General features: G+C 59.9%; 25 protein-coding genes and 4 tRNA genes. 21 read left to right on the top strand and 8 right to left on the bottom strand.

Annotated elements, in window-relative coordinates:
- Positions 1-34: 34 nt before the first annotated feature.
- Positions 35-325 carry a DUF3565 domain-containing protein gene (locus tag AC07OT_RS06415; RefSeq protein ID WP_495107766.1) on the bottom strand — a complete coding sequence of 97 codons (291 nt, stop codon included), beginning with the start codon at positions 323-325 and terminating at the stop codon, positions 35-37.
- Between AC07OT_RS06415 and AC07OT_RS06410 the strand changes: the two genes are divergently transcribed.
- A complete protein-coding gene (locus AC07OT_RS06410) occupies positions 324-809 on the top strand; it encodes an FKBP-type peptidyl-prolyl cis-trans isomerase (RefSeq protein ID WP_003188398.1) in 486 nt (161 codons plus the stop codon). The genes AC07OT_RS06415 and AC07OT_RS06410 overlap by 2 nt on opposite strands.
- A gap of 202 nt (positions 810-1,011) precedes the next feature.
- Here AC07OT_RS06410 and rpsT read toward each other — a convergent pair whose 3' ends face one another.
- Entirely contained in the window at positions 1,012-1,290 is a 279-nt protein-coding gene (rpsT, locus tag AC07OT_RS06405) for a 30S ribosomal protein S20 (RefSeq protein ID WP_003188401.1), read from the bottom strand.
- Between the two features lie 253 nt (positions 1,291-1,543).
- On the opposite strand from rpsT, the gene murJ reads away from it, so the two are divergent.
- The 6 genes from murJ (at position 1,544) to ispH (ending at position 8,995) form a co-directional block, all read left to right on the top strand.
- A complete protein-coding gene (gene murJ, locus AC07OT_RS06400) occupies positions 1,544-3,082 on the top strand; it encodes a murein biosynthesis integral membrane protein MurJ (protein ID WP_495107706.1) in 1,539 nt (512 codons plus the stop codon).
- Positions 3,083-3,201: 119 nt separating this feature from the next.
- Positions 3,202-4,140 (top strand): bifunctional riboflavin kinase/FAD synthetase, encoded by a 939-nt coding sequence (ribF, locus tag AC07OT_RS06395; RefSeq protein WP_065924072.1) that lies wholly within the window; start codon positions 3,202-3,204, stop codon positions 4,138-4,140.
- Positions 4,141-4,154: 14 nt separating this feature from the next.
- The gene (gene ileS / locus AC07OT_RS06390; RefSeq protein ID WP_495107705.1) at positions 4,155-6,986 is read left to right on the top strand and encodes an isoleucine--tRNA ligase; all 2,832 of its coding nucleotides are present in this window, start codon (positions 4,155-4,157) and stop codon (positions 6,984-6,986) included.
- A complete protein-coding gene (gene lspA, locus AC07OT_RS06385; RefSeq protein WP_027606854.1) occupies positions 6,979-7,491 on the top strand; it encodes a signal peptidase II in 513 nt (170 codons plus the stop codon). The genes ileS and lspA overlap by 8 nt, the downstream gene beginning before the upstream one ends.
- Positions 7,484-7,936, top strand: coding sequence for an FKBP-type peptidyl-prolyl cis-trans isomerase (gene fkpB / locus AC07OT_RS06380; protein ID WP_065938471.1), 453 nt, complete (start codon positions 7,484-7,486; stop codon positions 7,934-7,936). Before lspA ends, fkpB begins: the two co-directional genes overlap by 8 nt.
- A gap of 111 nt (positions 7,937-8,047) precedes the next feature.
- A complete protein-coding gene (ispH, locus tag AC07OT_RS06375) occupies positions 8,048-8,995 on the top strand; it encodes a 4-hydroxy-3-methylbut-2-enyl diphosphate reductase (protein ID WP_065938472.1) in 948 nt (315 codons plus the stop codon).
- Here the strand turns inward: ispH and AC07OT_RS06370 are convergent.
- Positions 8,949-9,530: a GspH/FimT family pseudopilin gene (locus AC07OT_RS06370; RefSeq protein WP_065938473.1), complete on the bottom strand. Its 582-nt coding sequence runs from the start codon at positions 9,528-9,530 to the stop codon at positions 8,949-8,951. The genes ispH and AC07OT_RS06370 overlap by 47 nt on opposite strands.
- Positions 9,531-9,733: 203 nt before the next feature.
- Between AC07OT_RS06370 and pilV the strand changes: the two genes are divergently transcribed.
- From pilV to thiO, 5 genes are all read left to right on the top strand, one after another.
- Positions 9,734-10,219: a type IV pilus modification protein PilV gene (gene pilV, locus AC07OT_RS06365; RefSeq protein ID WP_495107704.1), complete on the top strand. Its 486-nt coding sequence runs from the start codon at positions 9,734-9,736 to the stop codon at positions 10,217-10,219.
- A complete protein-coding gene (locus tag AC07OT_RS06360; protein WP_495107703.1) occupies positions 10,216-10,917 on the top strand; it encodes a PilW family protein in 702 nt (233 codons plus the stop codon). Before pilV ends, AC07OT_RS06360 begins: the two co-directional genes overlap by 4 nt.
- A 46-nt stretch (positions 10,918-10,963) precedes the next feature.
- Positions 10,964-11,455, top strand: a complete 492-nt coding sequence (locus tag AC07OT_RS06355; RefSeq protein WP_495107702.1) for a pilus assembly PilX family protein — start codon at positions 10,964-10,966, stop codon at positions 11,453-11,455.
- A gap of 11 nt (positions 11,456-11,466) precedes the next feature.
- Positions 11,467-11,868 carry a type IV pilin protein gene (locus AC07OT_RS06350; RefSeq protein ID WP_495101100.1) on the top strand — a complete coding sequence of 134 codons (402 nt, stop codon included), beginning with the start codon at positions 11,467-11,469 and terminating at the stop codon, positions 11,866-11,868.
- Between the two features lie 62 nt (positions 11,869-11,930).
- On the top strand, positions 11,931-13,040 hold the full coding sequence (gene thiO, locus AC07OT_RS06345) for a glycine oxidase ThiO (RefSeq protein ID WP_115486711.1): 1,110 nt from the start codon (positions 11,931-11,933) through the stop codon (positions 13,038-13,040).
- Here thiO and AC07OT_RS06340 read toward each other — a convergent pair.
- A complete protein-coding gene (locus AC07OT_RS06340; RefSeq protein WP_027606845.1) occupies positions 13,027-13,260 on the bottom strand; it encodes a PP0621 family protein in 234 nt (77 codons plus the stop codon). The genes thiO and AC07OT_RS06340 overlap by 14 nt on opposite strands.
- 126 nt (positions 13,261-13,386) lie before the next feature.
- Positions 13,387-14,412 carry an outer membrane protein assembly factor BamD gene (locus AC07OT_RS06335; protein ID WP_115486598.1) on the bottom strand — a complete coding sequence of 342 codons (1,026 nt, stop codon included), beginning with the start codon at positions 14,410-14,412 and terminating at the stop codon, positions 13,387-13,389.
- 149 nt (positions 14,413-14,561) lie between these two features.
- On the opposite strand from AC07OT_RS06335, the gene rluD reads away from it, so the two are divergent.
- From rluD to AC07OT_RS06300, 7 genes are all read left to right on the top strand, one after another.
- Positions 14,562-15,524 carry a 23S rRNA pseudouridine(1911/1915/1917) synthase RluD gene (gene rluD, locus AC07OT_RS06330; RefSeq protein ID WP_032886184.1) on the top strand — a complete coding sequence of 321 codons (963 nt, stop codon included), beginning with the start codon at positions 14,562-14,564 and terminating at the stop codon, positions 15,522-15,524.
- A complete protein-coding gene (gene pgeF, locus AC07OT_RS06325; protein ID WP_141156722.1) occupies positions 15,521-16,246 on the top strand; it encodes a peptidoglycan editing factor PgeF in 726 nt (241 codons plus the stop codon). Before rluD ends, pgeF begins: the two co-directional genes overlap by 4 nt.
- 146 nt (positions 16,247-16,392) lie before the next feature.
- Entirely contained in the window at positions 16,393-18,957 is a 2,565-nt protein-coding gene (gene clpB / locus AC07OT_RS06320; protein WP_141156723.1) for an ATP-dependent chaperone ClpB, read from the top strand.
- A 303-nt stretch (positions 18,958-19,260) separates the two neighbouring features.
- Positions 19,261-19,336, top strand: a tRNA-Asn gene (locus tag AC07OT_RS06315).
- Between the two features lie 9 nt (positions 19,337-19,345).
- Positions 19,346-19,422 (top strand) — tRNA-Pro (locus AC07OT_RS06310).
- Positions 19,423-19,427: 5 nt separating this feature from the next.
- Positions 19,428-19,503: transfer RNA gene (locus tag AC07OT_RS06305), tRNA-Lys, on the top strand.
- A gap of 94 nt (positions 19,504-19,597) precedes the next feature.
- Positions 19,598-19,674 (top strand) — tRNA-Pro (locus AC07OT_RS06300).
- Positions 19,675-19,802: 128 nt separating this feature from the next.
- Here AC07OT_RS06300 and AC07OT_RS06295 read toward each other — a convergent pair.
- The 3 genes from AC07OT_RS06295 to AC07OT_RS06285 are packed head-to-tail and all read right to left on the bottom strand — an operon-like array spanning position 19,803 to position 22,019.
- Positions 19,803-21,101 carry an NAD(P)/FAD-dependent oxidoreductase gene (locus tag AC07OT_RS06295; protein WP_115486601.1) on the bottom strand — a complete coding sequence of 433 codons (1,299 nt, stop codon included), beginning with the start codon at positions 21,099-21,101 and terminating at the stop codon, positions 19,803-19,805.
- Positions 21,102-21,161: 60 nt separating this feature from the next.
- Positions 21,162-21,335: a DUF3094 family protein gene (locus tag AC07OT_RS06290; RefSeq protein WP_016976295.1), complete on the bottom strand. Its 174-nt coding sequence runs from the start codon at positions 21,333-21,335 to the stop codon at positions 21,162-21,164.
- Positions 21,336-21,389: 54 nt separating this feature from the next.
- Positions 21,390-22,019, bottom strand: a complete 630-nt coding sequence (locus AC07OT_RS06285) for a DUF1780 domain-containing protein (RefSeq protein WP_027604891.1) — start codon at positions 22,017-22,019, stop codon at positions 21,390-21,392.
- A gap of 105 nt (positions 22,020-22,124) precedes the next feature.
- Here AC07OT_RS06285 and AC07OT_RS06280 point away from each other — a divergent pair, with 105 nt between their 5' ends.
- The gene (locus tag AC07OT_RS06280) at positions 22,125-22,592 is read left to right on the top strand and encodes an FAD/FMN-containing dehydrogenase (RefSeq protein ID WP_495107701.1); all 468 of its coding nucleotides are present in this window, start codon (positions 22,125-22,127) and stop codon (positions 22,590-22,592) included.
- Positions 22,589-23,278, top strand: a complete 690-nt coding sequence (locus tag AC07OT_RS06275) for an energy-coupling factor ABC transporter permease (RefSeq protein ID WP_115486603.1) — start codon at positions 22,589-22,591, stop codon at positions 23,276-23,278. Before AC07OT_RS06280 ends, AC07OT_RS06275 begins: the two co-directional genes overlap by 4 nt.
- The last annotated feature ends 2 nt before the right edge of the window (positions 23,279-23,280 follow it).

The following is a 23,280-nucleotide window of genomic DNA, read 5'->3' as shown; positions in this document are numbered from 1 at the left end:
AGTGCCTACCGGGAATCAGGCGCCAAGGTTATCGTTATTCGGACACTTGCGCACACCAGCCGCAGGCAAAGGGCTGGCGTATTTTTTCCAGGCGCTCTGTGGCGTCGAGTACCCAGGCGCGAGACTGCCATGGCGGCTGGTGGCGCAGGTGCTGGGTGTGGCCGCAGGACAGCCCGGCAACCCAGTGACCCTCCTCGTCCTGATGGAAACCGATGACCAGGGATGCCGTTGATCGGTCCCGTCCGTCCGGGTTCTGTTCGCTTTCGGGCAAATCCTTGTTTAGACTTGTCCGTTCTTCATTCTTATGCAAAAGGTCTCGCCCCATGACGATCGCCGCTAACAAGGCTGTCTCCATCGACTATACCCTGACCAACGACGCTGGTGAGGTCATCGACAGCTCAGCCGGCGGCGCGCCGCTGGTCTACCTGCAAGGCGCAGGTAACATCATCCCAGGCCTGGAAAAGGCCCTGGAAGGCAAGAACGTCGGTGATGAGCTGACCGTTGCCGTAGAACCTGAAGATGCCTACGGCGAATACTCCGCCGAACTGGTCAGCACCCTGAGCCGCAGCATGTTCGAAGGTGTTGATGAGTTGGAAGTGGGCATGCAGTTCCACGCTTCCGCGCCGGACGGTCAAATGCAGATCGTCACCATCCGTGACCTGGACGGCGACGACGTCACCGTCGACGGCAACCACCCTCTGGCTGGCCAGCGCCTGAACTTCCAAGTGAAGATCGTTGCCATCCGCGACGCTTCCCAGGAAGAAGTGGCCCACGGTCACGTCCACGGTGAAGGCGGCCATCACCATTGATTGATGTTTTGATCAAGTGGTAGCAAAAACGCCCCGACTGGTTCGGGGCGTTTTTTTGTGCGCTTGAAAATCTCTACCGGATACCCCGGCCACATTTTGATCGTGGTGTATTTTCAGGCACAAACAAAAATGCCCCAGACCTTTCGGTATGGGGCATTTCTTAACTGTTTCGCAACCGGGGTTGCGTTGCAGTTGCTACCACTTAGGCTGCAGCAGGAACGCTCAGAGCCTTGATGTGGCCATTCAGGCGGCTCTTATGACGAGCGGCCTTGTTCTTGTGGATGATGCCTTTATCGGCCATACGGTCGATAACTGGCACAGCCAGAACGTAAGCTGCTTGAGCTTTTTCAGCGTCTTTGGTGTCGATGGCTTTAACTACATTCTTGATGTAGGTACGAACCATGGAACGCAGGCTGGCGTTGTGGCTGCGACGCTTCTCAGCCTGTTTTGCACGTTTTTTGGCGGAAGGTGTGTTGGCCACCGTCGAGCTCCTCGAAAGACTTTTTAGGAAATAGCAAACAAAATAGGCCGCGAATCATGCCGATGACTTGATGTGTTGTCAAGGCCGGCTGATGCGAACTGCTGAGTGGTCGATCTGAAGAGGCGGGTGATTTATTTCCGGCGCTTGACCTGTAAACTCGCGAGCTTTGGCGCTGTGCTGTTGCAGGCGCGCAGTATCGCATAAGTAGGCGCTTAGTTCGCCTGCTCTTTATCTATAGGCGCAAACTCTTTCAATGAATCTGCTCAAATCGTTGGCCGCCGTCAGCTCTATCACGATGATCTCCCGGGTTCTGGGGTTTGTGCGTGACACCCTGCTGGCGCGTATCTTCGGCGCCAGCATGGCCACGGATGCGTTCTTTATTGCGTTCAAACTGCCCAACCTGCTGCGGCGGATCTTTGCCGAGGGCGCGTTTTCCCAGGCGTTCGTGCCGATTCTGGCCGAATACAAGACTCAACAGGGTGATGAGGCGACCCGGACCTTTATCGCCTACGTTTCGGGCCTGCTGACCCTGGTGTTGATGCTGGTGACCCTCGTCGGCATGCTCGCCGCGCCCTGGGTGATCTGGGCCACGGCGCCGGGTTTTGCCAATACGCCGGAAAAATTCGCGCTGACCACTGACCTGTTGCGGGTGACCTTTCCTTATATATTGCTGATCTCGCTGTCATCCCTGGCCGGTGCGATCCTCAATACCTGGAACCGTTTCTCGGTGCCGGCGTTCGTGCCGACGCTGCTTAACGTCAGCATGATTATCTTTGCCCTGTTCCTGACACCTTACTTCGATCCGCCGGTCATGGCCCTTGGCTGGGCCGTGCTGGCCGGTGGCCTGGCGCAGTTGCTCTACCAGCTGCCGCACCTGAAAAAGATCGGCATGCTCGTATTACCGCGCCTGAACCTCAAGGACACCGGCGTCTGGCGCGTGATGCGCAATATGTTGCCGGCGATCCTTGGGGTGTCGGTGAGCCAGATTTCCCTGATCATCAACACCGCGTTCGCCTCGCTGCTGGTATCCGGCTCGGTGTCGTGGATGTATTACGCCGACCGCCTCATGGAACTGCCGTCCGGCGTGCTGGGCGTAGCCCTCGGCACCATTTTGCTGCCGACGCTGGCACGCACCTATGCCAGCAAGGATCGCCAGGAATACTCGCGCATCCTCGATTGGGGCTTGCGCCTGTGCTTCGTGCTGGTGCTGCCGTGCGCCCTGGCGCTGGGGATCCTGGCCGAGCCGCTGACAGTGTCGTTGTTCCAATACGGGCAATTCGATGCACATGACGCGTTGATGACCCAGCATGCGCTGGTGGCTTATTCCGTCGGCCTGCTCGGCATCATCGTGATCAAGGTGCTGGCGCCTGGCTTCTATGCCCAGCAGAACATCCGCACGCCGGTAAAGATCGCGATCTTCACCCTGATCGTCACGCAACTGCTCAACCTGGTGTTTATTGGTCCGCTGGCCCACGCCGGCCTGGCCCTGGCCATCAGTGCTGGAGCCTGCATCAATGCCGGCCTGCTGTTTTATCAGCTGCGCAAACAACAGATGTTCCTGCCTCAGCCTGGCTGGGGCATGTTCGCCCTCAAGTTGCTGGTGGCCGTTGCGATGATGTCCGCGGTATTACTCGGCCTGATGCACTTCATGCCAGCCTGGGATGAAGGTCATATGCTGGAGCGCTTCATGCGCCTGGGCGTGCTGGTCGTGGCCGGCGTGGTGGTGTACTTCGGGATGTTGCTGCTGCAAGGCTTCCGCCTGCGGGATTTCAATCGCAAGTCGTTGAGCTAGAGAGTTTGCCGCGATAAAACGGTTGTTTTATCGATTCGATCCATTTGCCCTGCGCTGTTGCCTGTCGTCCGGGGCCGGGTGTGGTTATAATCGACCACTTTATGAGCAAGAAGCGCGTTATGCAGCTGGTTCGAGGTCTCCACAACCTGCGCCCTGAGCATCGGGGCTGCGTCGCCACTATTGGCAACTTTGACGGTGTTCACCGTGGCCACCAGGCTATCCTGGCCCGGCTGCGCGAGCGTGCGGTCGAGTTGGGCGTACCCAGCTGCGTGGTGATTTTCGAGCCGCAGCCGCGGGAATATTTCACCCCGGAAACGGCACCGGCACGTCTGGCCCGTCTGCGGGACAAGCTGCAACTGCTGGCCGAAGAAGGCGTGGACCGCGTCCTCTGCCTGGCTTTCAACCAGCGTTTGCAAAGTCTCAGCGCTGCCGAGTTCGTCGACCGCATACTGGTAGACGGCCTGGGCGTACAGCATTTGGAGGTCGGCGACGACTTCCGTTTTGGCTGCGACCGGGTCGGGGATTTCGAGTTCCTGCAACACGCCGGTATCACCCAGGGCTTTACCGTCGAAGCCGCGCAAACCGTCGAACTGGACGGCCTGCGCGTGAGCAGCACCCAGGTGCGTAACGCCCTGGCCGCTGCCGACTTCGCCTTGGCCGAGCGTTTGCTCGGTCGCCCGTTCCGCATAGCCGGGCGGGTACTGCACGGCCAGAAGCTGGCGCGCCAACTGGGCACGCCAACCGCCAACGTGCAACTCAAGCGCCGCCGTGTGCCGTTGACCGGGGTTTACCTGGTCAGCGTCGACATCGACGGCCAATCGTGGCCGGGAGTCGCCAACATAGGCGTCAGGCCCACGGTTGCAGGTGATGGCAAGGCCCACCTGGAAGTTCATCTGTTGGATTTTGCCGGTGATCTGTATGACCGGCGTTTGACGGTGGTTTTCCACCAGAAGCTGCGTGAAGAGCAGCGTTTCGCCTCGCTTGAGGCGTTGAAAACGGCGATCAATGCGGATGTCGCCGCCGCCCGTGCACTAGCCGCACCTAGCGCCCATCGCTAACCGAAGAGCCTTAAATGACCGACTATAAAGCCACGTTAAACCTTCCGGACACCGCCTTCCCAATGAAGGCCGGCCTGCCACAGCGCGAACCGCAGATCCTGCAGCGCTGGGACAGTATTGGCCTGTACGGAAAGTTGCGCGAAATTGGCAAGGATCGTCCGAAATTCGTCCTGCACGACGGCCCTCCTTATGCCAACGGCACGATTCACATCGGTCATGCGCTGAACAAGATTCTCAAGGACATGATCCTGCGCTCGAAAACCCTAGCGGGTTTCGACGCGCCTTATGTCCCGGGTTGGGACTGCCACGGCCTGCCGATCGAACACAAGGTCGAAGTGACCCACGGCAAGAACCTGGGCGCGGATAAAACCCGCGAACTTTGCCGTGCCTACGCTGCCGAGCAGATCGAAGGGCAGAAGTCCGAGTTCATCCGCCTGGGTGTGCTGGGCGAGTGGGACAACCCCTACAAAACCATGAACTTCAAGAACGAGGCCGGTGAAATCCGTGCCTTGGCCGAAATCGTCAAGGGCGGTTTCGTGTTCAAGGGCCTCAAGCCCGTGAACTGGTGCTTCGATTGCGGCTCGGCCCTGGCTGAAGCGGAAGTCGAATACGAAGACAAAAAGTCCTCGACCATCGACGTGGCGTTCCCGATCGCCGACGACGCCAAGCTGGCCGAGGCCTTTGGCCTGGCAAGCCTGAGCAAACCGGCTGCCATCGTGATCTGGACCACCACCCCGTGGACCATTCCCGCCAACCAGGCGCTGAACGTGCACCCGGAATTCACCTACGCCCTGGTGGACGTCGGTGATCGCCTGCTGGTGCTCGCCGAGGAAATGGTCGAAGCGTGCCTGGCTCGCTACGAACTGCAGGGTTCGGTAATTGCCACCACCACCGGTTCCGCGCTGGAGCTGATCAACTTCCGTCACCCGTTCTATGACCGTCTGTCGCCGGTGTACCTGGCTGACTACGTCGAGTTGGGTTCGGGTACGGGCATTGTTCACTGCTCGCCTGCCTATGGCGTGGACGACTTCGTGATCTGCAAGAAGTACGGCATGGTCAACGACGAGATCATCAACCCCGTGCAAAGCAACGGCGTTTATGTGCCGTCGCTGGAGTTCTTCGGCGGCCAGTTCATCTTCAAGGCCGACCAGCCGATCATCGACAAGTTGCGTGAAGTCGGTGCGCTGATGCAAACCGACACCATCAAGCACAGCTACATGCACTGCTGGCGCCACAAGACCCCGCTGATCTACCGCGCCACGGCGCAATGGTTCATTGGCATGGACAAGGAGCCAGCCAGCGGCGACACCCTGCGTGTACGCTCGCTCAAAGCCATCGAAGACACCCAGTTCGTCCCGGCCTGGGGCCAGGCGCGCCTGCACTCGATGATCGCCAACCGTCCGGACTGGTGCATCTCCCGCCAGCGTAACTGGGGTGTGCCGATCCCGTTCTTCCTCAACAAGGAAAGCGGTGAGCTGCACCCACGCACCGTCGAACTGATGGAAGTGGTGGCCCAGCGTGTCGAACAGGAAGGCATCGAAGCCTGGTTCAAGCTGGACGCCGCCGAGTTGCTGGGTGACGAAGCGCCGCTGTACGACAAGATCAGCGACACCCTCGACGTCTGGTTCGATTCGGGTACCACCCACTGGCACGTGCTGCGCGGCTCGCACCCGATGGGTCACGAAACCGGCCCGCGTGCCGACCTGTACCTGGAGGGCTCCGACCAACACCGGGGCTGGTTCCACTCGTCGCTGCTGACCGGTTGCGCCATCGACAACCACGCGCCATACCGCGAGCTGCTGACCCACGGGTTCACCGTCGACGAGACGGGCCGCAAGATGTCCAAGTCGCTGAAGAACGTGATCGAGCCGAAAAAGATCAACGACACCTTGGGCGCCGACATCATGCGCCTGTGGGTGGCGTCGACCGATTACTCCGGCGAGATCGCCGTGTCGGACCAGATCCTGGCCCGCAGCGCCGATGCCTACCGCCGTATCCGTAATACCGCGCGCTTCCTGCTGTCGAACCTGACCGGTTTCAACCCGGCCACCGACATCCTGCCGGCCGAGGACATGCTCGCCCTGGACCGTTGGGCCGTGGACCGTACCCTGTTGTTGCAGCGCGAGTTGCAAGAGCACTACGGCGAATACCGCTTCTGGAACGTGTACTCGAAGATCCACAACTTCTGCGTGCAGGAGCTGGGTGGTTTCTACCTCGACATCATCAAGGACCGGCAGTACACCACCGGTGCCAACAGCAAGGCCCGCCGTTCGGCGCAGACCGCGCTGTATCACATCTCCGAAGCGCTGGTGCGCTGGATCGCACCGATCCTGGCCTTCACCGCCGACGAACTGTGGGAATACCTGCCGGGCGAGCGTAATGAGTCCGTCATGCTCAACACCTGGTATGAAGGCTTGACCGAACTGCCGGCCGACTTCGAACTGGGCCGCGAGTACTGGGAGGGCGTAATGGCCGTCAAGGTTGCGGTGAACAAGGAGCTGGAGGTTCAGCGTGCGGCCAAGGCCGTCGGTGGCAACCTCCAGGCCGAAGTCACCCTGTTTGCCGAGGAAGGCCTGACCGCTGACCTGACCAAGCTGAGCAACGAACTGCGCTTCGTATTGATCACTTCCACTGCGAGCCTGGCACCGTTTGCCCAGGCACCGGCGGATGCCGTGGCCACCGAAGTGCCGGGCCTCAAGCTCAAAGTGGTCAAGTCGGCCTTCCCTAAGTGCGCCCGTTGCTGGCACTGCCGTGAAGACGTCGGGGTGAACCCTGAACATCCGGAAATCTGCGGTCGTTGCGTCGACAACATTTCCGGTGAAGGCGAGGTTCGCCACTATGCCTAATGCAGCCAGTCGTTTCGGACGTCTGGGCTGGCTCGTACTGAGCGTGCTGGTCCTGGTCATCGACCAGGTCAGCAAGGCTCACTTCGAGGGCTCCCTGGAAATGTTCCAGCAAATCGTGGTGATCCCGGATTACTTCAGCTGGACCCTGGCCTACAACACCGGCGCGGCTTTCAGCTTCCTGGCTGACGGTGGTGGCTGGCAGCGCTGGCTGTTCGCCCTGATCGCCGTAGTGGTCAGTGCGGTGCTTGTGGTCTGGCTCAAGCGCCTGGGCCGCGATGACACCTGGCTGGCCATCGCCTTGGCCTTGGTGCTGGGCGGCGCGTTGGGCAACCTGTACGACCGCATTGCCCTGGGCCATGTGATCGACTTCATCCTGGTGCATTGGCAGAACCGCCATTACTTCCCGGCGTTCAATTTTGCCGACAGCGCCATCACCGTCGGTGCAATCATGCTGGCGCTGGACATGTTCAAAAGTAAGAAAACCGGAGAGACCGTCAATGACTGATCAGGTATTGGCTGGGCAACGCATCGGCCAGAACACGGAAGTCACCTTGCATTTCGCACTGCGCCTGGAGAATGGCGACACGGTCGATAGCACGTTCGACAAAGCCCCGGCGACCTTCAAGGTCGGCGACGGTAACCTGTTGCCAGGTTTTGAAGCGGCACTGTTCGGTTTCAAGGCTGGCGACAAGCGCACCCTGCAGATCCTGCCGGAAAACGCCTTTGGTCAGCCCAACCCGCAAAATGTGCAGATCATCCCGCGTTCGCAGTTCCAGGACATGGACCTGTCGGAAGGCTTGCTGGTGATTTTCAATGATGCAGCGAATACCGAGCTGCCTGGTGTGGTCAAAACCTTCGATGACGCGCAGGTAACTATCGACTTCAACCACCCGTTGGCCGGTAAAACCTTGACGTTCGACGTTGAAATCATCGACGTTAAAGCTCTTTGATCAACGCCCCGATCTAAAATGTGGGAGGGGGCAAGCCCGCTCCCGCGTTTGGTCGTCATTGTCAGTTCAGTAGCATCAACTCTGGCCCAAGCGCCAGACACGAGGCACAGCATGCAAATCAAACTCGCCAACCCCCGTGGCTTCTGCGCCGGCGTGGACCGGGCGATCGAAATCGTCAACCGCGCCCTGGAAGTCTTCGGGCCGCCGATCTATGTGCGCCATGAGGTCGTCCATAACAAGTTCGTGGTCGAAGACCTGCGCGCACGTGGCGCCATCTTTGTCGAAGAGCTGGAGCAGGTGCCGGACGACGTCATCGTTATCTTCAGCGCCCACGGTGTTTCCCAGGCCGTGCGTTCCGAAGCGGCCGGTCGTGGCCTGAAAGTATTCGACGCCACCTGTCCGCTGGTCACCAAGGTACATATCGAGGTCGCGCGCTACAGCCGTGATGGTCGCGAATGCATCCTGATTGGCCATGCCGGCCACCCGGAAGTCGAAGGCACCATGGGCCAATACGACGGCAGCAATGGTGGCGCCATCTACCTTGTGGAAGACGAAAAAGACGTCGCCAGCTTGCAGGTTCACAACCCAGAGCGTTTGGCATTCGTGACCCAGACCACCTTGTCCATGGACGACACCAGCCGCGTGATCGACGCGCTGCGCAGCCGTTTCCCCGCCATTGGTGGGCCACGCAAGGACGACATCTGCTACGCCACCCAAAACCGCCAGGATGCAGTCAAACAGTTAGCCGATGAATGCGATGTAGTGCTGGTGGTCGGCAGCCCTAACAGCTCCAACTCCAACCGCCTGCGCGAATTGGCCGAACGCATGGCGACACCGGCGTATCTGATCGACGGCGCTGAAGATATGCAGCGCAGCTGGTTCGATGGTGTCGAGCGTATTGGTATCACGGCGGGCGCTTCGGCCCCGGAAGTCCTGGTGCGTGGCGTCATCCAGCAGTTGCATGCGTGGGGTGCTACGGGCGCCGATGAGTTGGCAGGTCGTGAAGAGAACATCACTTTCTCCATGCCCAAGGAGCTGCGGGTTCGCTCGCTGCTCTGAATGCCAGGGTGCCGGAGTAACTTCGGCACAACGCCTGTTCGGCTCTATCGCTGCGCAGGCTGATGCGCCCACTGGGCGCCAGCACCACCTGGTACAGGCTCTGCACCGAGTCCGTAGCGCATATATGTACAGTGCCCGCACGAAAACCTCCCCCAACAAATACCGGTTCGCCCAACCCGCTGAAGCGTACCTGGCTTTTGACCGGTCCATTCCCGACGATCGGTACCCGACCGCTGCCCTGGCGCTCCAGTAACACCGGGTTGTCGTCGTCCAGATGGCCACGCCCGCTAACGTCCAGCACGACCCGCCAACCCTGGCTCCAGTCATCGTCCAGTGCGTGGATGACCACCGCCCGGTTACGCGTGATGGCTTCAGTGCGCGCGAAGCGAAATCCGTTCGTCAGTGATTGCGCCGCGCTTTGTCGCTGCTGTGATTCCAGCAGGCCGATGAAATTGGGCGTAGCCAGATGCGCCAGGATGCCGCTCACGATCAATCCGAGAAGCAGTTCTATCAGGGTGAAACCTCGTTGTTTCATAGGTCGTCCCTCCGTGGACGGGTGTACATATCGGGTTGAAACATAGGTATAGCGTCCGGTTCGACGTGTCGAATGATGGCCTTCATGTCCAAAGTATTTCCCTTTGTTCCGTGACCTGCACCGTCGAAAAACTGACGCTAGTCTTGGTTCGCACAGCAGGGTTTTCCTGCTTTTTTCGGCCTTCGACACGGATGACGACGGTAATGCCCGCTTGCCTGAAAACCTGTTTTCCCCTGATTTTTCCTCGGTACCAAATCGGCATGACATTGATCGAAGTGCTGGTTGCGGTGCTGATTCTCGCCGTCGGGCTGTTAGGGGCCGTGATGCTCCAGCTCAACGCCCTCAAATACACAGACAGTTCGAGAATGACCAGCCAGGCCAGTTTCATCGCCTACGATATGCTCGACCGAATCCGTGCCAATTCCGGTGCCGACTACTCGTTGCGCCTTGGCACTCGAGCGTCGGCCAGTACCGCAACCACCAACGTACGTGATGTGGATCTGCATGACTTTGAAGCCAATATTCGCGGTTTTGCCGGGGAGAGCGGCAAAGGCTCTGTGGTGGTCAGTGCAGATGAAGTGACTGTCAGTATCAGTTGGGATGACAGCCGGGGTGCAAACACCCCCGGCGCGAGGGAAACCTTCACCCTGACCAGTCGCCTCGACAATGAGCCGGGGGTGATGCAATGAGGCATCGGGGTAGAGGTTTCAGCCTGGTGGAATTGTTGCTGGCCATGGCCGTCGGTTTGGTGCTGGTGCTTGGCGGGAGTCAGGTGCTGATCAATTCACGAGCGACCGACGCCAGCCAGCAGGCGGCCATGTTGCTGCAGGATGATGCGCGGTTTGTGCTGGGCAAGATGATCCAGGACATTCGCCATGCGGGCATGTTTGGCTGTTTGGCCACGGCCTTTATCGAGAACGCCCCGCCAGCCTTTGAAAGGCCTGTCAGCTGGAATGCCGGGGGCAGTTCAAAGTCGCTGACGCTGGTCACCGCCGATGTCGGCGACGGCAGGCCTGATTGGACGGTGCTCTCCGACTGCACGGCTACCGCTCAAGCCTATTCAGGCAGCTCACCTGCGCCTGCTCCCGGGCAGATTCGTTTTGCGATTCGGCAACTGACCTACACCTTCGAGGCGGGCCAGTTGAAAGTCAGCACGCTTGCCGCGCCGGCCAAGGCTGTGTTGGTGGATAACGTAAAGGCTTTCGATATCAGTTTCGGCGTGGCTGCCAGCCCGGCGTCAGTTCGGGTTGTGCGTTATGACGCTATCCCGACCGATGAGTCCTTGATCCGCAGTGTGCGCATCCGCATGACGTTGCAAGACCCGACGGGGCGGGTAAAAGATCAAACCTACAGCGTCGTGGCGGCGCTGCGAAACCGTGTGGGGTAGGGCGACCATGGTGCTTGCTGAGGGTGTTTCTTTGCGGCAGGGGGGAATGGTCCTGCTGATAAGCCTGGTGTTTTTGTTGCTGTTGTCGTTGATCGGCCTGTCTTCGATACAGGGGGCGGTCACCCAGCAAAAGATCGCCGGTAGCCTGTGGCACCGCAACCAGTCGCTGCAAACCGCAGAAAGTGGTTTGAGGCTGGGAGAGCAAGGTGTGAGGCGAAAGGGCGCGGCCTTGCCGCAGTGTCAGTCGATCGCTGCCTGTGGGCCACCGGATGAAGCGTTTTCGGTGGTGGGTGCCGGGCCCCATCCAGTGTCATCGGTTAACTGGGTTGCCATCAAGGGTGGGCTCTACGGTATTCAATCCCTGGGGCCGGGTGTAGGGCTGCCGCATGTGCCGCCGCAAACCCTGGCGACGTTGTACCGGATAACAGCGGTCGGGCTCAGCGGCCAATCGCGCACGGTATTGGAGAGCGTGTATGCGCGGGTGGAGGAGGAGAGTGGCGCGCGGTTTCGGCGGGTTTCGTGGCGGCAACTTCAATAAGGAGCAATGAAATGGGCATGGATAGCCAGGGGTTTACCCTGATCGAGCTATTGATCGCTGTAGCGATCATCGCGTTTCTGGCCGGAATCGCTTACCCCGGGTACACCGGCCATGTGAAAAAGGTCTATCGCGCGGAAATCGTCGCGCTGTTGACCGAGCAGGCTCAGCACCTGGAGCGGTTTCATATGAGGAACGGCACTTTTATTGACGCAAGCGGCGTCAGTACGGGCAATGATCGCTATAGAATCACCGCAGCGTTGAACCCTCAGGATTTCTACCTGGTTGCCACACCGGGCGCCGATTCGTTGATGGCCGGCGACCCTTGCGGCGACTTCAGCCTGGACAGCAGCGGTGCGCGTGGCAATCCGGGGGCGGCACCTGAAATGTCGCGCCAGATATGCTGGGGGCAGTGATGAGGGTGCTGGATGATTGGGCGCCGGGCGCGTTTATTCCTATTTATCGACTGGATCAAATGATGGTTAAGCAACAGCACGTGGTGATTGTCGGTGGCGGAGTCATCGGCTTGTTGACGGCGTTCAATCTGGCGACCCAGGGGCAGGCTGTGACCCTGCTGGAGCGTGCCGGTGTGGGGCAGGAGTCGTCATGGGCGGGCGGAGGCATTGTTTCGCCACTGTATCCGTGGCGCTATAGCCCGGCAGTCACAGCGTTGGCCCATTGGTCCCAGGATTTTTATCCGCAACTGGCTGAGCGGCTGTTTGCCGCTACCGGTGTCGATCCGGAGGTCCATACTACGGGTTTGTATTGGCTGGACCTGGACGATGAAACCGAGGCGCTGGACTGGGCTGCTCGTGAAGGGCGGCCTTTGAGCAAGGTCGATGTATCTGCCGCCCATGATGCGGTTCCTGTCTTGGGTGGCGGGTATTCCCAGGCGATCTATATGGCCAACGTGGCCAACGTGCGCAACCCGCGCCTGGTCAAATCTTTGAAGGCCGCGCTATTGGCCTTGCCTGCCGTGACTGTTCACGAACAGTGCGAAGTGACCGGTTTTGTTCTGGATGGCGGCAACGTAGTGGGCGTGGATACGGCACAGGGGCCGATTCTGGGGGATCAGGTGGTGCTCGCAGCGGGGGCTTGGAGCGGCGAACTGCTCGGCACCTTGGGCTTGGCGCTGCCGGTAGAGCCGGTCAAGGGGCAGATGATTTTGTACAAGTGCGCCTCGGACTTCCTGTCGAGCATGGTCCTGGCCAAAGGGCGTTATGCGATCCCTCGGCGCGACGGGCACATCCTCATCGGCAGCACGCTGGAGCATGAGGGGTTCGACAAGACGCCAACCGACACCGCGCTGGAAAGCCTCAAGGCCTCGGCTGTGGAACTGATTCCCGCCCTGGCCGACGCCGAAGTGGTGGGGCATTGGGCCGGCTTGCGGCCCGGCTCGCCGGAGGGGATCCCCTATATCGGCCGGGTACCCGGCTTCAACGGGCTGTGGCTCAACTGCGGGCATTACCGCAACGGGTTGGTCCTGGCGCCGGCATCGTGCCAGTTATTTGTCGATTTGCTACTGGAGCGTGGGCCGATCATCGATCCGGCGCCCTATGCCCCCGAAGGTCGGATCAACGCTGGATAGACTTCGGTCCTTGCTCCAGATGCGCCTGGGTGCAATACCACTCCTGGCGCGAACTCAGGGCGCGATCCTGCGGCAAGTGCACGCCGCAGTGTGCACAACGCACCATCAACGCTGCGCCGGGCTCGCTGGTGCGTTGCTGCCTGGCGGTCGGGCTTTTGAATTTGCGCCAGAACCATACCGCGGCAGCAATAACGGCAATCCAGAACAGAAGACGAAGCATGATGGGCGGTTTCTCGATAAGGAATGCGCCAGTTTAGCCAAGGACGTGGCAGGCGCACAGCGCAATAATCCTTGTCCATAAAAAAGGAGCCCCGAAAGGCTCCTTTTTTGCGTTGCTTCGACAGACTCAGTCGAACACACCGAAGGTCATGTAGCTGAACCACGAGCGGTCCTGGTTGTTGCCCAGGGCCTGCGGCTCTTCTTCTTCGATCACGTCGCCGTTCTCGTCGTGCGGCTTGAGGTCTGAAGGAATGGCGTCCTTGGCATCCTGGAACTGTTTGATCACGTCCTGGTTGGCGCGGGTTTCGCCCGGCGGCAACGGCGGACGCGACTCGATCAGGCCCAGGGTGTACTTGCTCAGCCACGAGCGGTTGTCCGCTTCGGCCACCTGAGGCACGAACTGGCCGTCTTTCAGGCTCGGGTGATCAGGGTAGTTAAGCTTCAGGGTCTCCAGGCTGGTGCTGGCCAGCTCGTCCAGGTGCAGGCGCTGGTAAGCTTCGGTCATCACCGCCAGGCCGTCACCCACGGATGGGGTTTCCTGGAAGTTTTCCACGACATAGCGACCACGGTTGGCGGCAGCTACATACGCCTGACGGGTCAGGTAGTAGTGGGCCACGTGGATTTCGTAGGAAGCCAGCAGGTTGCGCAGGTAGATCATGCGCTGCTTGGCGTCTGGTGCGTAGCGGCTGTTTGGGTAGCGGCTGGTCAGCTGGGCGAACTCGTTGTAGGAGTCACGGGCGGCGCCCGGGTCACGCTTGGTCATGTCCAGCGGCAGGAAGCGCGCCAGCAGGCCAACATCCTGGTCGAACGAGGTCAGGCCCTTCAAATAATAGGCGTAGTCCACGTTCGGGTGTTGCGGGTGCAGGCGGATGAAGCGCTCGGCGGCGGACTTGGCAGCTTCCGGCTCGGCGTTCTTATAGTTGGCGTAGATCAGCTCAAGCTGAGCCTGGTCGGCGTAGCGCCCGAACGGATAGCGCGACTCCAGGGCCTTCAGCTTCGCTGTGGCGCTGGTGTAGCTATTATTGTCCAAGTCTTTCTGTGCCAGTTGGTACAGCTCGACCTCGCTCAGGTTTTCGTCGACGACTTCCTTTGTTGACGAGCAAGCAGCAGTCATGGCGAGGATGGCGATCAGCAGCAGGTGTTTCACTTGCATGGCGGCTTGCGTCCCTATGACGGCCGCTGTCTTGGGCGGGGCCGTCCTGTTATGATGAGCGCCCCGTTGAAAGCCTCGGGGCAAAAGACGCCGTATTTAACCACAAGCGCGCAGCCGAAACCAAAGGCTGTGCCACGCCTAGTCTGAGCATGTCCGATAAAATTGAACTTCGCGCAGAGGTGCCGTCCGAATTGGGCGGCCAACGCCTCGATCAAGTCGCCGCACAATTATTCGCTGAGCACTCGCGCTCGCGCCTTTCCGCCTGGATCAAAGACGGCCGCCTGACTGTGGATGGAGCGGTTATCCGCCCGCGAGACATAGTCCATGGCGGTGCGATTCTTGAGCTGACTGCCGAGCAGGAAGCCCAGGGAGAATGGGTTGCCCAGGACATCGAGCTGGATATCGTCTATGAAGACGACGACATCCTGGTCATCAACAAACCCGCAGGCCTGGTGGTTCACCCGGCGGCCGGGCATGCTGATGGCACCTTGCTCAATGCCTTGCTGCACCACATCCCCGACATCATCAACGTGCCGCGTTGCGGCATCGTGCACCGTCTGGACAAGGACACCACCGGCTTGATGGTGGTGGCCAAGACCATTCAGGCGCAGACGCAACTGGTCACGCAATTGCAGAGCCGCAGTGTCAGCCGTATCTACGAGTGCATCGTGATCGGCGTGGTCGTGGCGGGTGGCAAGATCAACGCCCCGATCGGTCGCCACGGCCAGCAGCGCCAGCGTATGGCGGTGATGGAAGGCGGCAAGCAGGCGGTGAGCCACTACCGCGTGCTCGAGCGTTTCCGTTCCCACACCCATGTGCGGGTCAAGCTGGAAACCGGTCGTACCCACCAGATTCGCGTGCATATGGCCCACATCAACTTCCCGTTGGTAGGCGATCCGGCCTACGGTGGCCGCTTCCGCATTCCGCCTGCGGCGAGCCAGACCATGGTCGAATCGCTCAAGACGTTCCCGCGCCAGGCCTTGCATGCACGTTTCCTGGAGCTGGACCATCCGACGAGCGGTAAGCGCATGAGCTGGGAATCGCCACTTCCAGACGATTTTGTCTGGTTGCTGTCGCTACTCAAGCAGGATCGCGAGGCGTTTGTCGGATGAATGACTGGCTGATTCCTGACTGGCCCGCGCCTGTCGGGGTGAAAGCCTGTGTGACTACCCGTGCGGGCGGCGTCAGCCAGGCGCCGTTCGACAGCCTTAATCTGGGCGATCACGTTGAGGACAGCCTTGAGGCCGTCCTTGAGAATCGTCGTCGCCTTACCGAAGCCTTCGATATTCAGCCGGCCTGGCTGCGCCAGGTCCATGGCGTGGATGTGGTCGAGGCCGACCCTGGCCGCACCGCCGAAGCCGACGGTAGCTGGAGCAGCACCCCCGGCATCGCCTGCACCGCGATGACCGCCGATTGCCTGCCTGCGTTGTTCTGCAACCGTGCCGGCACTCGTGTGGCTGCGGCCCATGCCGGTTGGCGTGGGCTGGCGGCGGGCGTGCTGGAGGCAGCCTTCGAAAGCCTCGATGCAGAGCCCTCGGACGTCCTGGTATGGTTGGGCCCGGCGATTGGCCCGCAAGCCTTTGAGGTTGGCCCTGAAGTGCGTGAAGCGTTCATGCAGCAACTGCCGACAACTGCCGAAGCCTTCGCGCCAAGCCGCAATCCCGGCAAATTCATGGCCGACATCTATCAGTTGGCCCGCCTGCGCCTTGCTGCGCGGGGTGTCACCGCTGTTTATGGTGGTGGCTTCTGCACCGTGACCGACCCACGCTTCTTTTCGTACCGGCGCAGCCCCCGCACCGGACGTTTTGCCTCCCTTGTCTGGCTTGAACGCTAGACTCTGCTGATCTGGATCAACGCTGATCCATATCAACCGCCGTTCGCTTGAATCTTCCAGAATCCACCCCATCTATAAGGGTATCTGGCAGGTTTCTTCATTCAGGATGTTTTATAGCTCCGGCCTGCTCAAAAGGAAGGTGACTAATGCGTATTGATCGTTTAACCAGCAAATTGCAGTTGGCCTTATCGGACTCCCAATCCTTGGCGGTGGGGCTTGACCACCCGGCCATTGAGCCTGCGCACTTGATGCAGGCACTCCTGGAACAGCAAGGTGGTTCTATCAAGCCCTTGCTGATGCAGGTGGGCTTTGATGTCAACAGCCTGCGCAAGGAGTTGAGCAAAGAGCTCGACCAACTGCCGAAAATCCAAAACCCTACCGGCGACGTGAATATGTCGCAGGATCTGGCGCGCCTGCTTAACCAGGCCGACCGCCTGGCCCAGCAGAAGGGTGACCAGTTCATCTCCAGTGAACTGGTGTTGCTCGCCGCCATGGACGAGAACAGCAAGCTTGGTAAGTTGTTGCTTGGCCAGGGTGTCAGCAAGAAAGCCCTGGAAAACGCCATCAACAACCTGCGTGGCGGTGATGCGGTTAACGACCCTAACCATGAGGAGTCGCGCCAGGCCCTGGACAAGTACACCGTCGACCTGACCAAGCGTGCCGAAGAGGGCAAGCTTGACCCCGTGATCGGCCGTGACGATGAAATTCGTCGCACCATCCAGGTTCTGCAGCGTCGCACCAAGAACAACCCGGTGTTGATCGGTGAACCTGGCGTGGGTAAAACCGCGATTGCCGAAGGCCTGGCCCAGCGCATCATCAATGGTGAAGTGCCGGACGGCCTTAAAGGCAAGCGCCTGCTGTCCCTGGATATGGGGTCATTGATCGCCGGTGCCAAGTTCCGCGGTGAATTCGAAGAGCGCCTGAAATCCCTGCTTAATGAACTGTCGAAGCAGGAAGGGCAGATCATTCTGTTTATCGACGAGCTGCACACCATGGTCGGCGCCGGTAAAGGCGAGGGCTCCATGGATGCTGGCAACATGCTCAAGCCCGCCTTGGCGCGGGGTGAGTTGCATTGTGTCGGTGCTACCACGCTTAACGAATATCGCCAGTACATTGAGAAAGATGCGGCCCTTGAGCGGCGTTTCCAGAAAGTCCTGGTGGAAGAACCGAGCGAAGAGGACACCATCGCGATCCTGCGGGGCCTGAAAGAGCGCTACGAGGTCCACCATAAAGTGGCGATCACCGACGGCGCGATCATTGCGGCGGCCAAATTGAGCCATCGCTACATTACCGACCGTCAATTGCCGGACAAGGCCATCGACTTGATCGACGAAGCGGCCAGCCGCATTCGCATGGAGATCGACTCCAAGCCGGAAGTGCTCGACCGCCTGGATCGTCGCCTGATTCAACTGAAAGTCGAGTCCCAGGCACTTAAGAAAGAAGAGGACGACGCGGCCAAGAAACGCCTGGAGAAACTTCAGGAAGAAATTCTCCGCCTGGAGCGCGAGTATTCGGACCTCGAAGAAATCTGGACCTCGGAAAAAGCCGAAGTACAGGGCTCTGCGCAGATCCAGCAAAAGATCGAGCAGTCGCGCCAGGAGTTGGAAGCCGCACGTCGTAAAGGCGACCTGAACCGCATGGCCGAGTTGCAGTACGGGGTGATCCCGGACCTGGAGCGCAGCCTGCAAATGGTCGACCAGCACGGTAAGGCTGAAAATCAGCTGTTGCGCAGCAAGGTGACCGAGGAAGAAATCGCCGAAGTCGTGTCCAAGTGGACCGGCATCCCGGTGTCGAAAATGCTTGAAGGCGAGCGTGACAAGCTGCTGAAGATGGAGCACCTGTTGCATCAGCGCGTGATCGGCCAGGAAGAGGCGGTCGTGGCGGTGTCCAACGCGGTACGGCGTTCCCGCGCCGGCTTGTCCGACCCGAACCGTCCGAGCGGCTCGTTCATGTTCCTCGGCCCGACCGGGGTGGGTAAGACCGAGCTGTGTAAGGCCCTGGCCGAGTTCCTCTTTGATACTGAAGAGGCCATGGTACGGATCGACATGTCCGAATTCATGGAGAAGCATTCGGTGGCTCGCCTGATCGGGGCTCCACCAGGCTATGTGGGCTACGAGGAGGGCGGTTACCTGACCGAGGCCGTGCGGCGTAAGCCTTACTCGGTGATCCTGCTGGATGAGGTCGAGAAGGCTCACCCGGACGTGTTCAACATCTTGCTGCAAGTGCTGGAAGATGGACGGCTCACGGACAGCCACGGGCGCACTGTGGACTTCCGCAACACGGTGATCGTCATGACCTCCAACCTGGGCTCGGCGCAGATCCAGGAACTGGTAGGTGATCGTGAGGCCCAGCGCGCTGCTGTAATGGATGCGTTGACCACGCACTTCCGTCCGGAATTCATCAACCGGGTCGACGAAGTGGTGATCTTCGAGCCATTGGCGCGGGATCAGATCGCGGGCATCACCGAGATCCAGCTGGGGCGTCTGCGCGGTCGCCTGGCGGAGCGCGAGTTGTCGCTGGAACTGAGCCGCGAGGCGTTGGACAAGCTGATCGCGGTCGGTTACGACCCGGTGTATGGCGCACGGCCTTTGAAACGTGCGATCCAGCGCTGGATCGAGAACCCGCTGGCGCAGTTGATCCTGTCGGGCAGCTTTATGCCGGGCACCAGCGTCGAGGCGACTGTGGAGAACGACGAAATCGTCTTCCACTGAGCCCGGATTGCACTGCAATAAGAGAAGGCCCTGTATCCCAGGGCCTTTTTTTTCGATAGGGCGTTGAACTGTAAGGCAAAGGCTTGTAAAGTGCGCCCCGCAGCAACGTCAGCCCACGGGTTTCTTCTCCCCAAGAAGAAATCAGAAAGAAGCGCAAATCATTGTCTTAAAAGCAATTTAAAGGGTTGACAGGGGTTTTTAAGATTGTAGAATAGCGCGCCTCAGAGACGCTAACGTAGCGATACGGACGGGGTCGAAGAGAAGGTTACACAGCAGTAAAAGTTGTACTTTGAAATATGTAGTTCCGTGATAGCTCAGTCGGTAGAGCAAATGACTGTTAATCATTGGGTCCCAGGTTCGAGTCCTGGTCACGGAGCCAATTTCAAACCGGGGTATAGCGCAGTCCGGTAGCGCGCCTGCTTTGGGAGCAGGATGTCGGGAGTTCGAATCCCCCTACCCCGACCATATTTGGGTCGTTAGCTCAGTTGGTAGAGCAGTTGGCTTTTAACCAATTGGTCGTAGGTTCGAATCCCACACGACCCACCATTTTTGAGACCAGTTAACGCTGGAATCGAATCTTAAGATCAGAGGCCAAAAGCGCTGATCGAAGAAGGCGACTGAAAGGTCGCCTTTTTTTTACCGGGGTATAGCGCAGTCCGGTAGCGCGCCTGCTTTGGGAGCAGGATGTCAGGAGTTCGAATCCCCTTACCCCGACCATATTAAAAATCCTCGTATCGAAAGATACGGGGATTTTTTTTGCCTGGAATTATCTCAAGTCCAACACACAACCAATGTGGGAGGGCGCAAGCCCCCCACATTGGCCAGTCCCGCAAGGGACTCTGTTGTTAGTGAAGCTTCAGGCGCGGTTCAGTCCCGCGTCCGATCTTGCTGCCCAGCATCAGCATCGCCGTGCGGAAGAAGCCATACAGCGCCATCTGGTGCATGCGGTACAGCGACACATAGAACATCCGCGCCAGCCAGCCTTCCAGCATCACGCTGCCGGTCAGGTTGCCCATCAGGTTACCCACCGCCGAGAACCGCGACAGCGAGATCAGCGACCCATAGTCGGTGTACTTGTACGCCGGCAGGTCCTTGCCCTCGATACGCAGTTTCAATGACTTGGCCAGCAACGAGGCCTGTTGGTGCGCGGCCTGGGCCCGTGGCGGCACATTGCGGTCGGTGCCCGGTTGCGGGCACGCGGCGCAGTCGCCAAAGGCGAAGATGCTTTCATCGCGGGTGGTTTGCAGCGTCGGCAGCACTTGCAGTTGATTGATGCGATTGGTTTCCAGGCCATCGATGTCCTTGAGGAAAGCCGGGGCCCGAATCCCGGCGGCCCACACCTTGAGGCTGGCAGGAATCACCTGGCCACTGCTGGTGATCAATGCGTCGGCAGTCACTTCGCTGACCGCTGAGTTAGTCAGCACCGTCACCCCGAGCTTCTCCAGAGTTTTATGTACAGGCCCGCCAATCCGCTCCGGCAAGGCAGGCAGTACACGAGGGCCGGCTTCGATCAGGGTGATGTGCATGTTTTCCGGCTTGATGCGGTCCAGGCCGTACGCCGCCAGCTCGTGGGCCGCGTTATGCAGCTCTGCGGCCAGCTCGACGCCCGTTGCGCCCGCACCGACGATGGCGACGCTGATCTTTTCCACCACATCGGTTTGCCCGGCGTGGGCGCGCAGATAGTGGTTGAGCAGCTGTTGGTGGAAACGCTCGGCCTGCTTGCGGGTATCGAGGAACAGGCAGTGCTGCGCCGCGCCCTCGGTGCCGAAATCATTGGTGGTGCTGCCCACCGCAATCACCAGGCTGTCATAGCCCAGCACGCGCGCAGGCACCAGTTCGCGGCCTTCTTCGTCGAGGGTGGCGGCCAGCTGGATTTTCTTCTGTTCGCGGTCGAGCCCGCTCATGCGCCCCAGTTGGAACTCGAAGTGGTTCCATTTGGCCTGGGCGACGTAATTGAGTTCGTCTTCCGAAGAGTTCAGTGAGCCGGCAGCGACTTCGTGCAGCAAAGGCTTCCAGATATGGGTGAGGTTGGCGTCCACCAGCGTGATGCTGGCGGTGCCGCGCTTGCCCAGAGTCTTACCCAGGCGGGTAGCCAACTCCAGGCCGCCGGCGCCGCCGCCGACGATAATAATACGGTGGGTCATGGGGGTATCTCGCAAGGCTAAAGGAAATCGGAGCAGTTACCCCCGCGAGCGCCAGGCAGCTCATAGCGTCAGGTAACTCAAAAGGCGGCTGAGCAGGCCGAGCCCGATCACCACCACCAGCACCACACCAAGGAGCAGCCACGGCCGGAAAGGCTTGCGCTCGACTCGGTTCTGGGAGAGTTGCAGGTACTCTTCGACATGCTGTTGGTCGTCGGGGTTCAGGCGGCTGGTCATATAAGGCCTCGTCAGGTAGACGTTGCAAAGGGGCGCCACGTTACAGCGAGGGGATCAGAGGCTGATGCCCACGTCGAACACTATGCTGCGCCCCAGGTTGTTGCGCAAGAAATCCGGCGCGTCCGGGTGGGCGAACAGCACCCGGGCAAACGTCGGCCCCACCAGCGACAGCGAGCGCCAGCCCTGGCGCAAGTATTCGGTGGGTGGGGGGAAGTGGCTGTTGAGGTCGAGCACTTCGCGTTTGAGGCTGGTGAAGGCGACAATATCCAATTCGCCCAGGTCCATCCCGCGCTCTTTGTAGTTGTGGGCCTTCTTGCGCAACGTGGGCGCCAGGCGCAGCAGGAATTCATGGGCGGGGATGCGCCGCGGCTTGGCTTCGCGCCGCACCAGCTGGCTCAGGGAGAATGCACTGCGTCGACGCAACAGTTCGTCACGCCATTCGTCGTTCAGGCGGCGCCCTTCATCGAGTACGAAAAACACCTCGAAACTGGCATCGCGAAACAGCACGTCGGGCGGTTCTTGCCCGGCGGGGTGAAACTCTTCGGCGCGATAGGGCACATTCAAGCCTTGCAACAGGCGCTGGCAGACCCAACGCTCACGCTCCCATTTGCGGGCATTGGACAGGAACGCATTAGCTTGTTCGGCTGCTACGGTGAGCAGGCGCAAATAATCTGAGTCATCCATGCCTGCAGCTTAGCGTCCAAATGATGACCGCAGGAAGTCCTGCTGCAAAAGCCAGGGTGTAGACTGGCCTTTCAAGCGTAATTCCCCCTGTATGAGGAGCATGCGGTGAAGTGTCTGGTGGTGCTGTTGCTGAGTGTTTTACCGGTATGGGCGCAGGCTATTGAAGTGGGCGAGCGCCTCGCTCCCTGGACCTTGCTCGATCAATTCGACCAAGCCTATACCCTCGATAACCAGGCACGGATTCTGTTGGTGGCGCGCAGCATGGATGCGGCCAAGCAGGTGGATGCTGCGCTGCAAGGCCAACCTGCAGGCTACCTCGAAGCGCGGCATGCCGTGTTCGTCGCTGACATCCAGCGCATGCCTCGACTGATCGCCAAATTGTTCGCGGTGCCGGCCATGCAATCCTACAACTACCGGGTCATGCTGGACCGTGACGCACGTATCGCCCCGCGTTATCCCGCGGCGGCGGATAAAGTGCTGTGGCTGCAGTTGGATAACGGTAAGTTGGTTTCCCAACATGAATACGGCACCGCTGTCGAATTGCGCCAGGCCCTGGAGCAGGTGAAGCCGTGATCAGTGCCGCAGTGCTGGCGCCCACAACCCTCGGCATCGGCTGGCTGTTGTATGCACCGGTACTGCTGTGGGCGATCCTGCGTTCGCCCTGGGTCGAGTTGTTTGCCGACCGGCGGCGCCAGCATTTGCTGTTCGGTACGGTGTTCGCACTGTTCATGTTGTGGCTGGTAAGACGGGATTTCGATACTGGTGTGTCCTACCACTTTATCGGTATGACCGCCGTAACCCTGCTGCTGGATTGGCCCTTGGCCATCGTCGGTGGTTTTGCCGCCCAGATCGGGTTGATGCTGCTTGGGCGCCAGGATTTGGCAGCCCTTGGCATCAACGGCCTGCTGCTGATCGTGCTGCCGGTGCTGGTCACCGAGGGTTGTGCGCTTGTGGTCGAGCGAGCGCAGCCACGCAATCCCTTCGTGTATATCTTCTGCTCCGGCTTTTTTGCTGCCGCACTGTCGGCCTTGGTTTGCCTGCTGCTGGGGTTGGGATTGTTGTGGTTCGACGGTCGTTTTGCCATGCCGGAATGGCTGGAGGATTTCGTTGGCTACCTGTGGCTGATCATCTTCCCCGAAGCCTTTATCAACGGCATGGTGATCAGCGCCCTGGTGGTGTTTTGTCCGGAATGGCTGGAGACATTCAACCGCACACGCTACCTCTCGGCGCCCTGGAAGGATGACGAATCGCAGCGTTGACC

This window comes from Pseudomonas sp. GW821-FHT09C10, from assembly GCF_059418085.1.
Note: the sequence above shows the minus strand (reverse complement) of the source record. Positions and strands in the feature narration are given on the sequence as shown.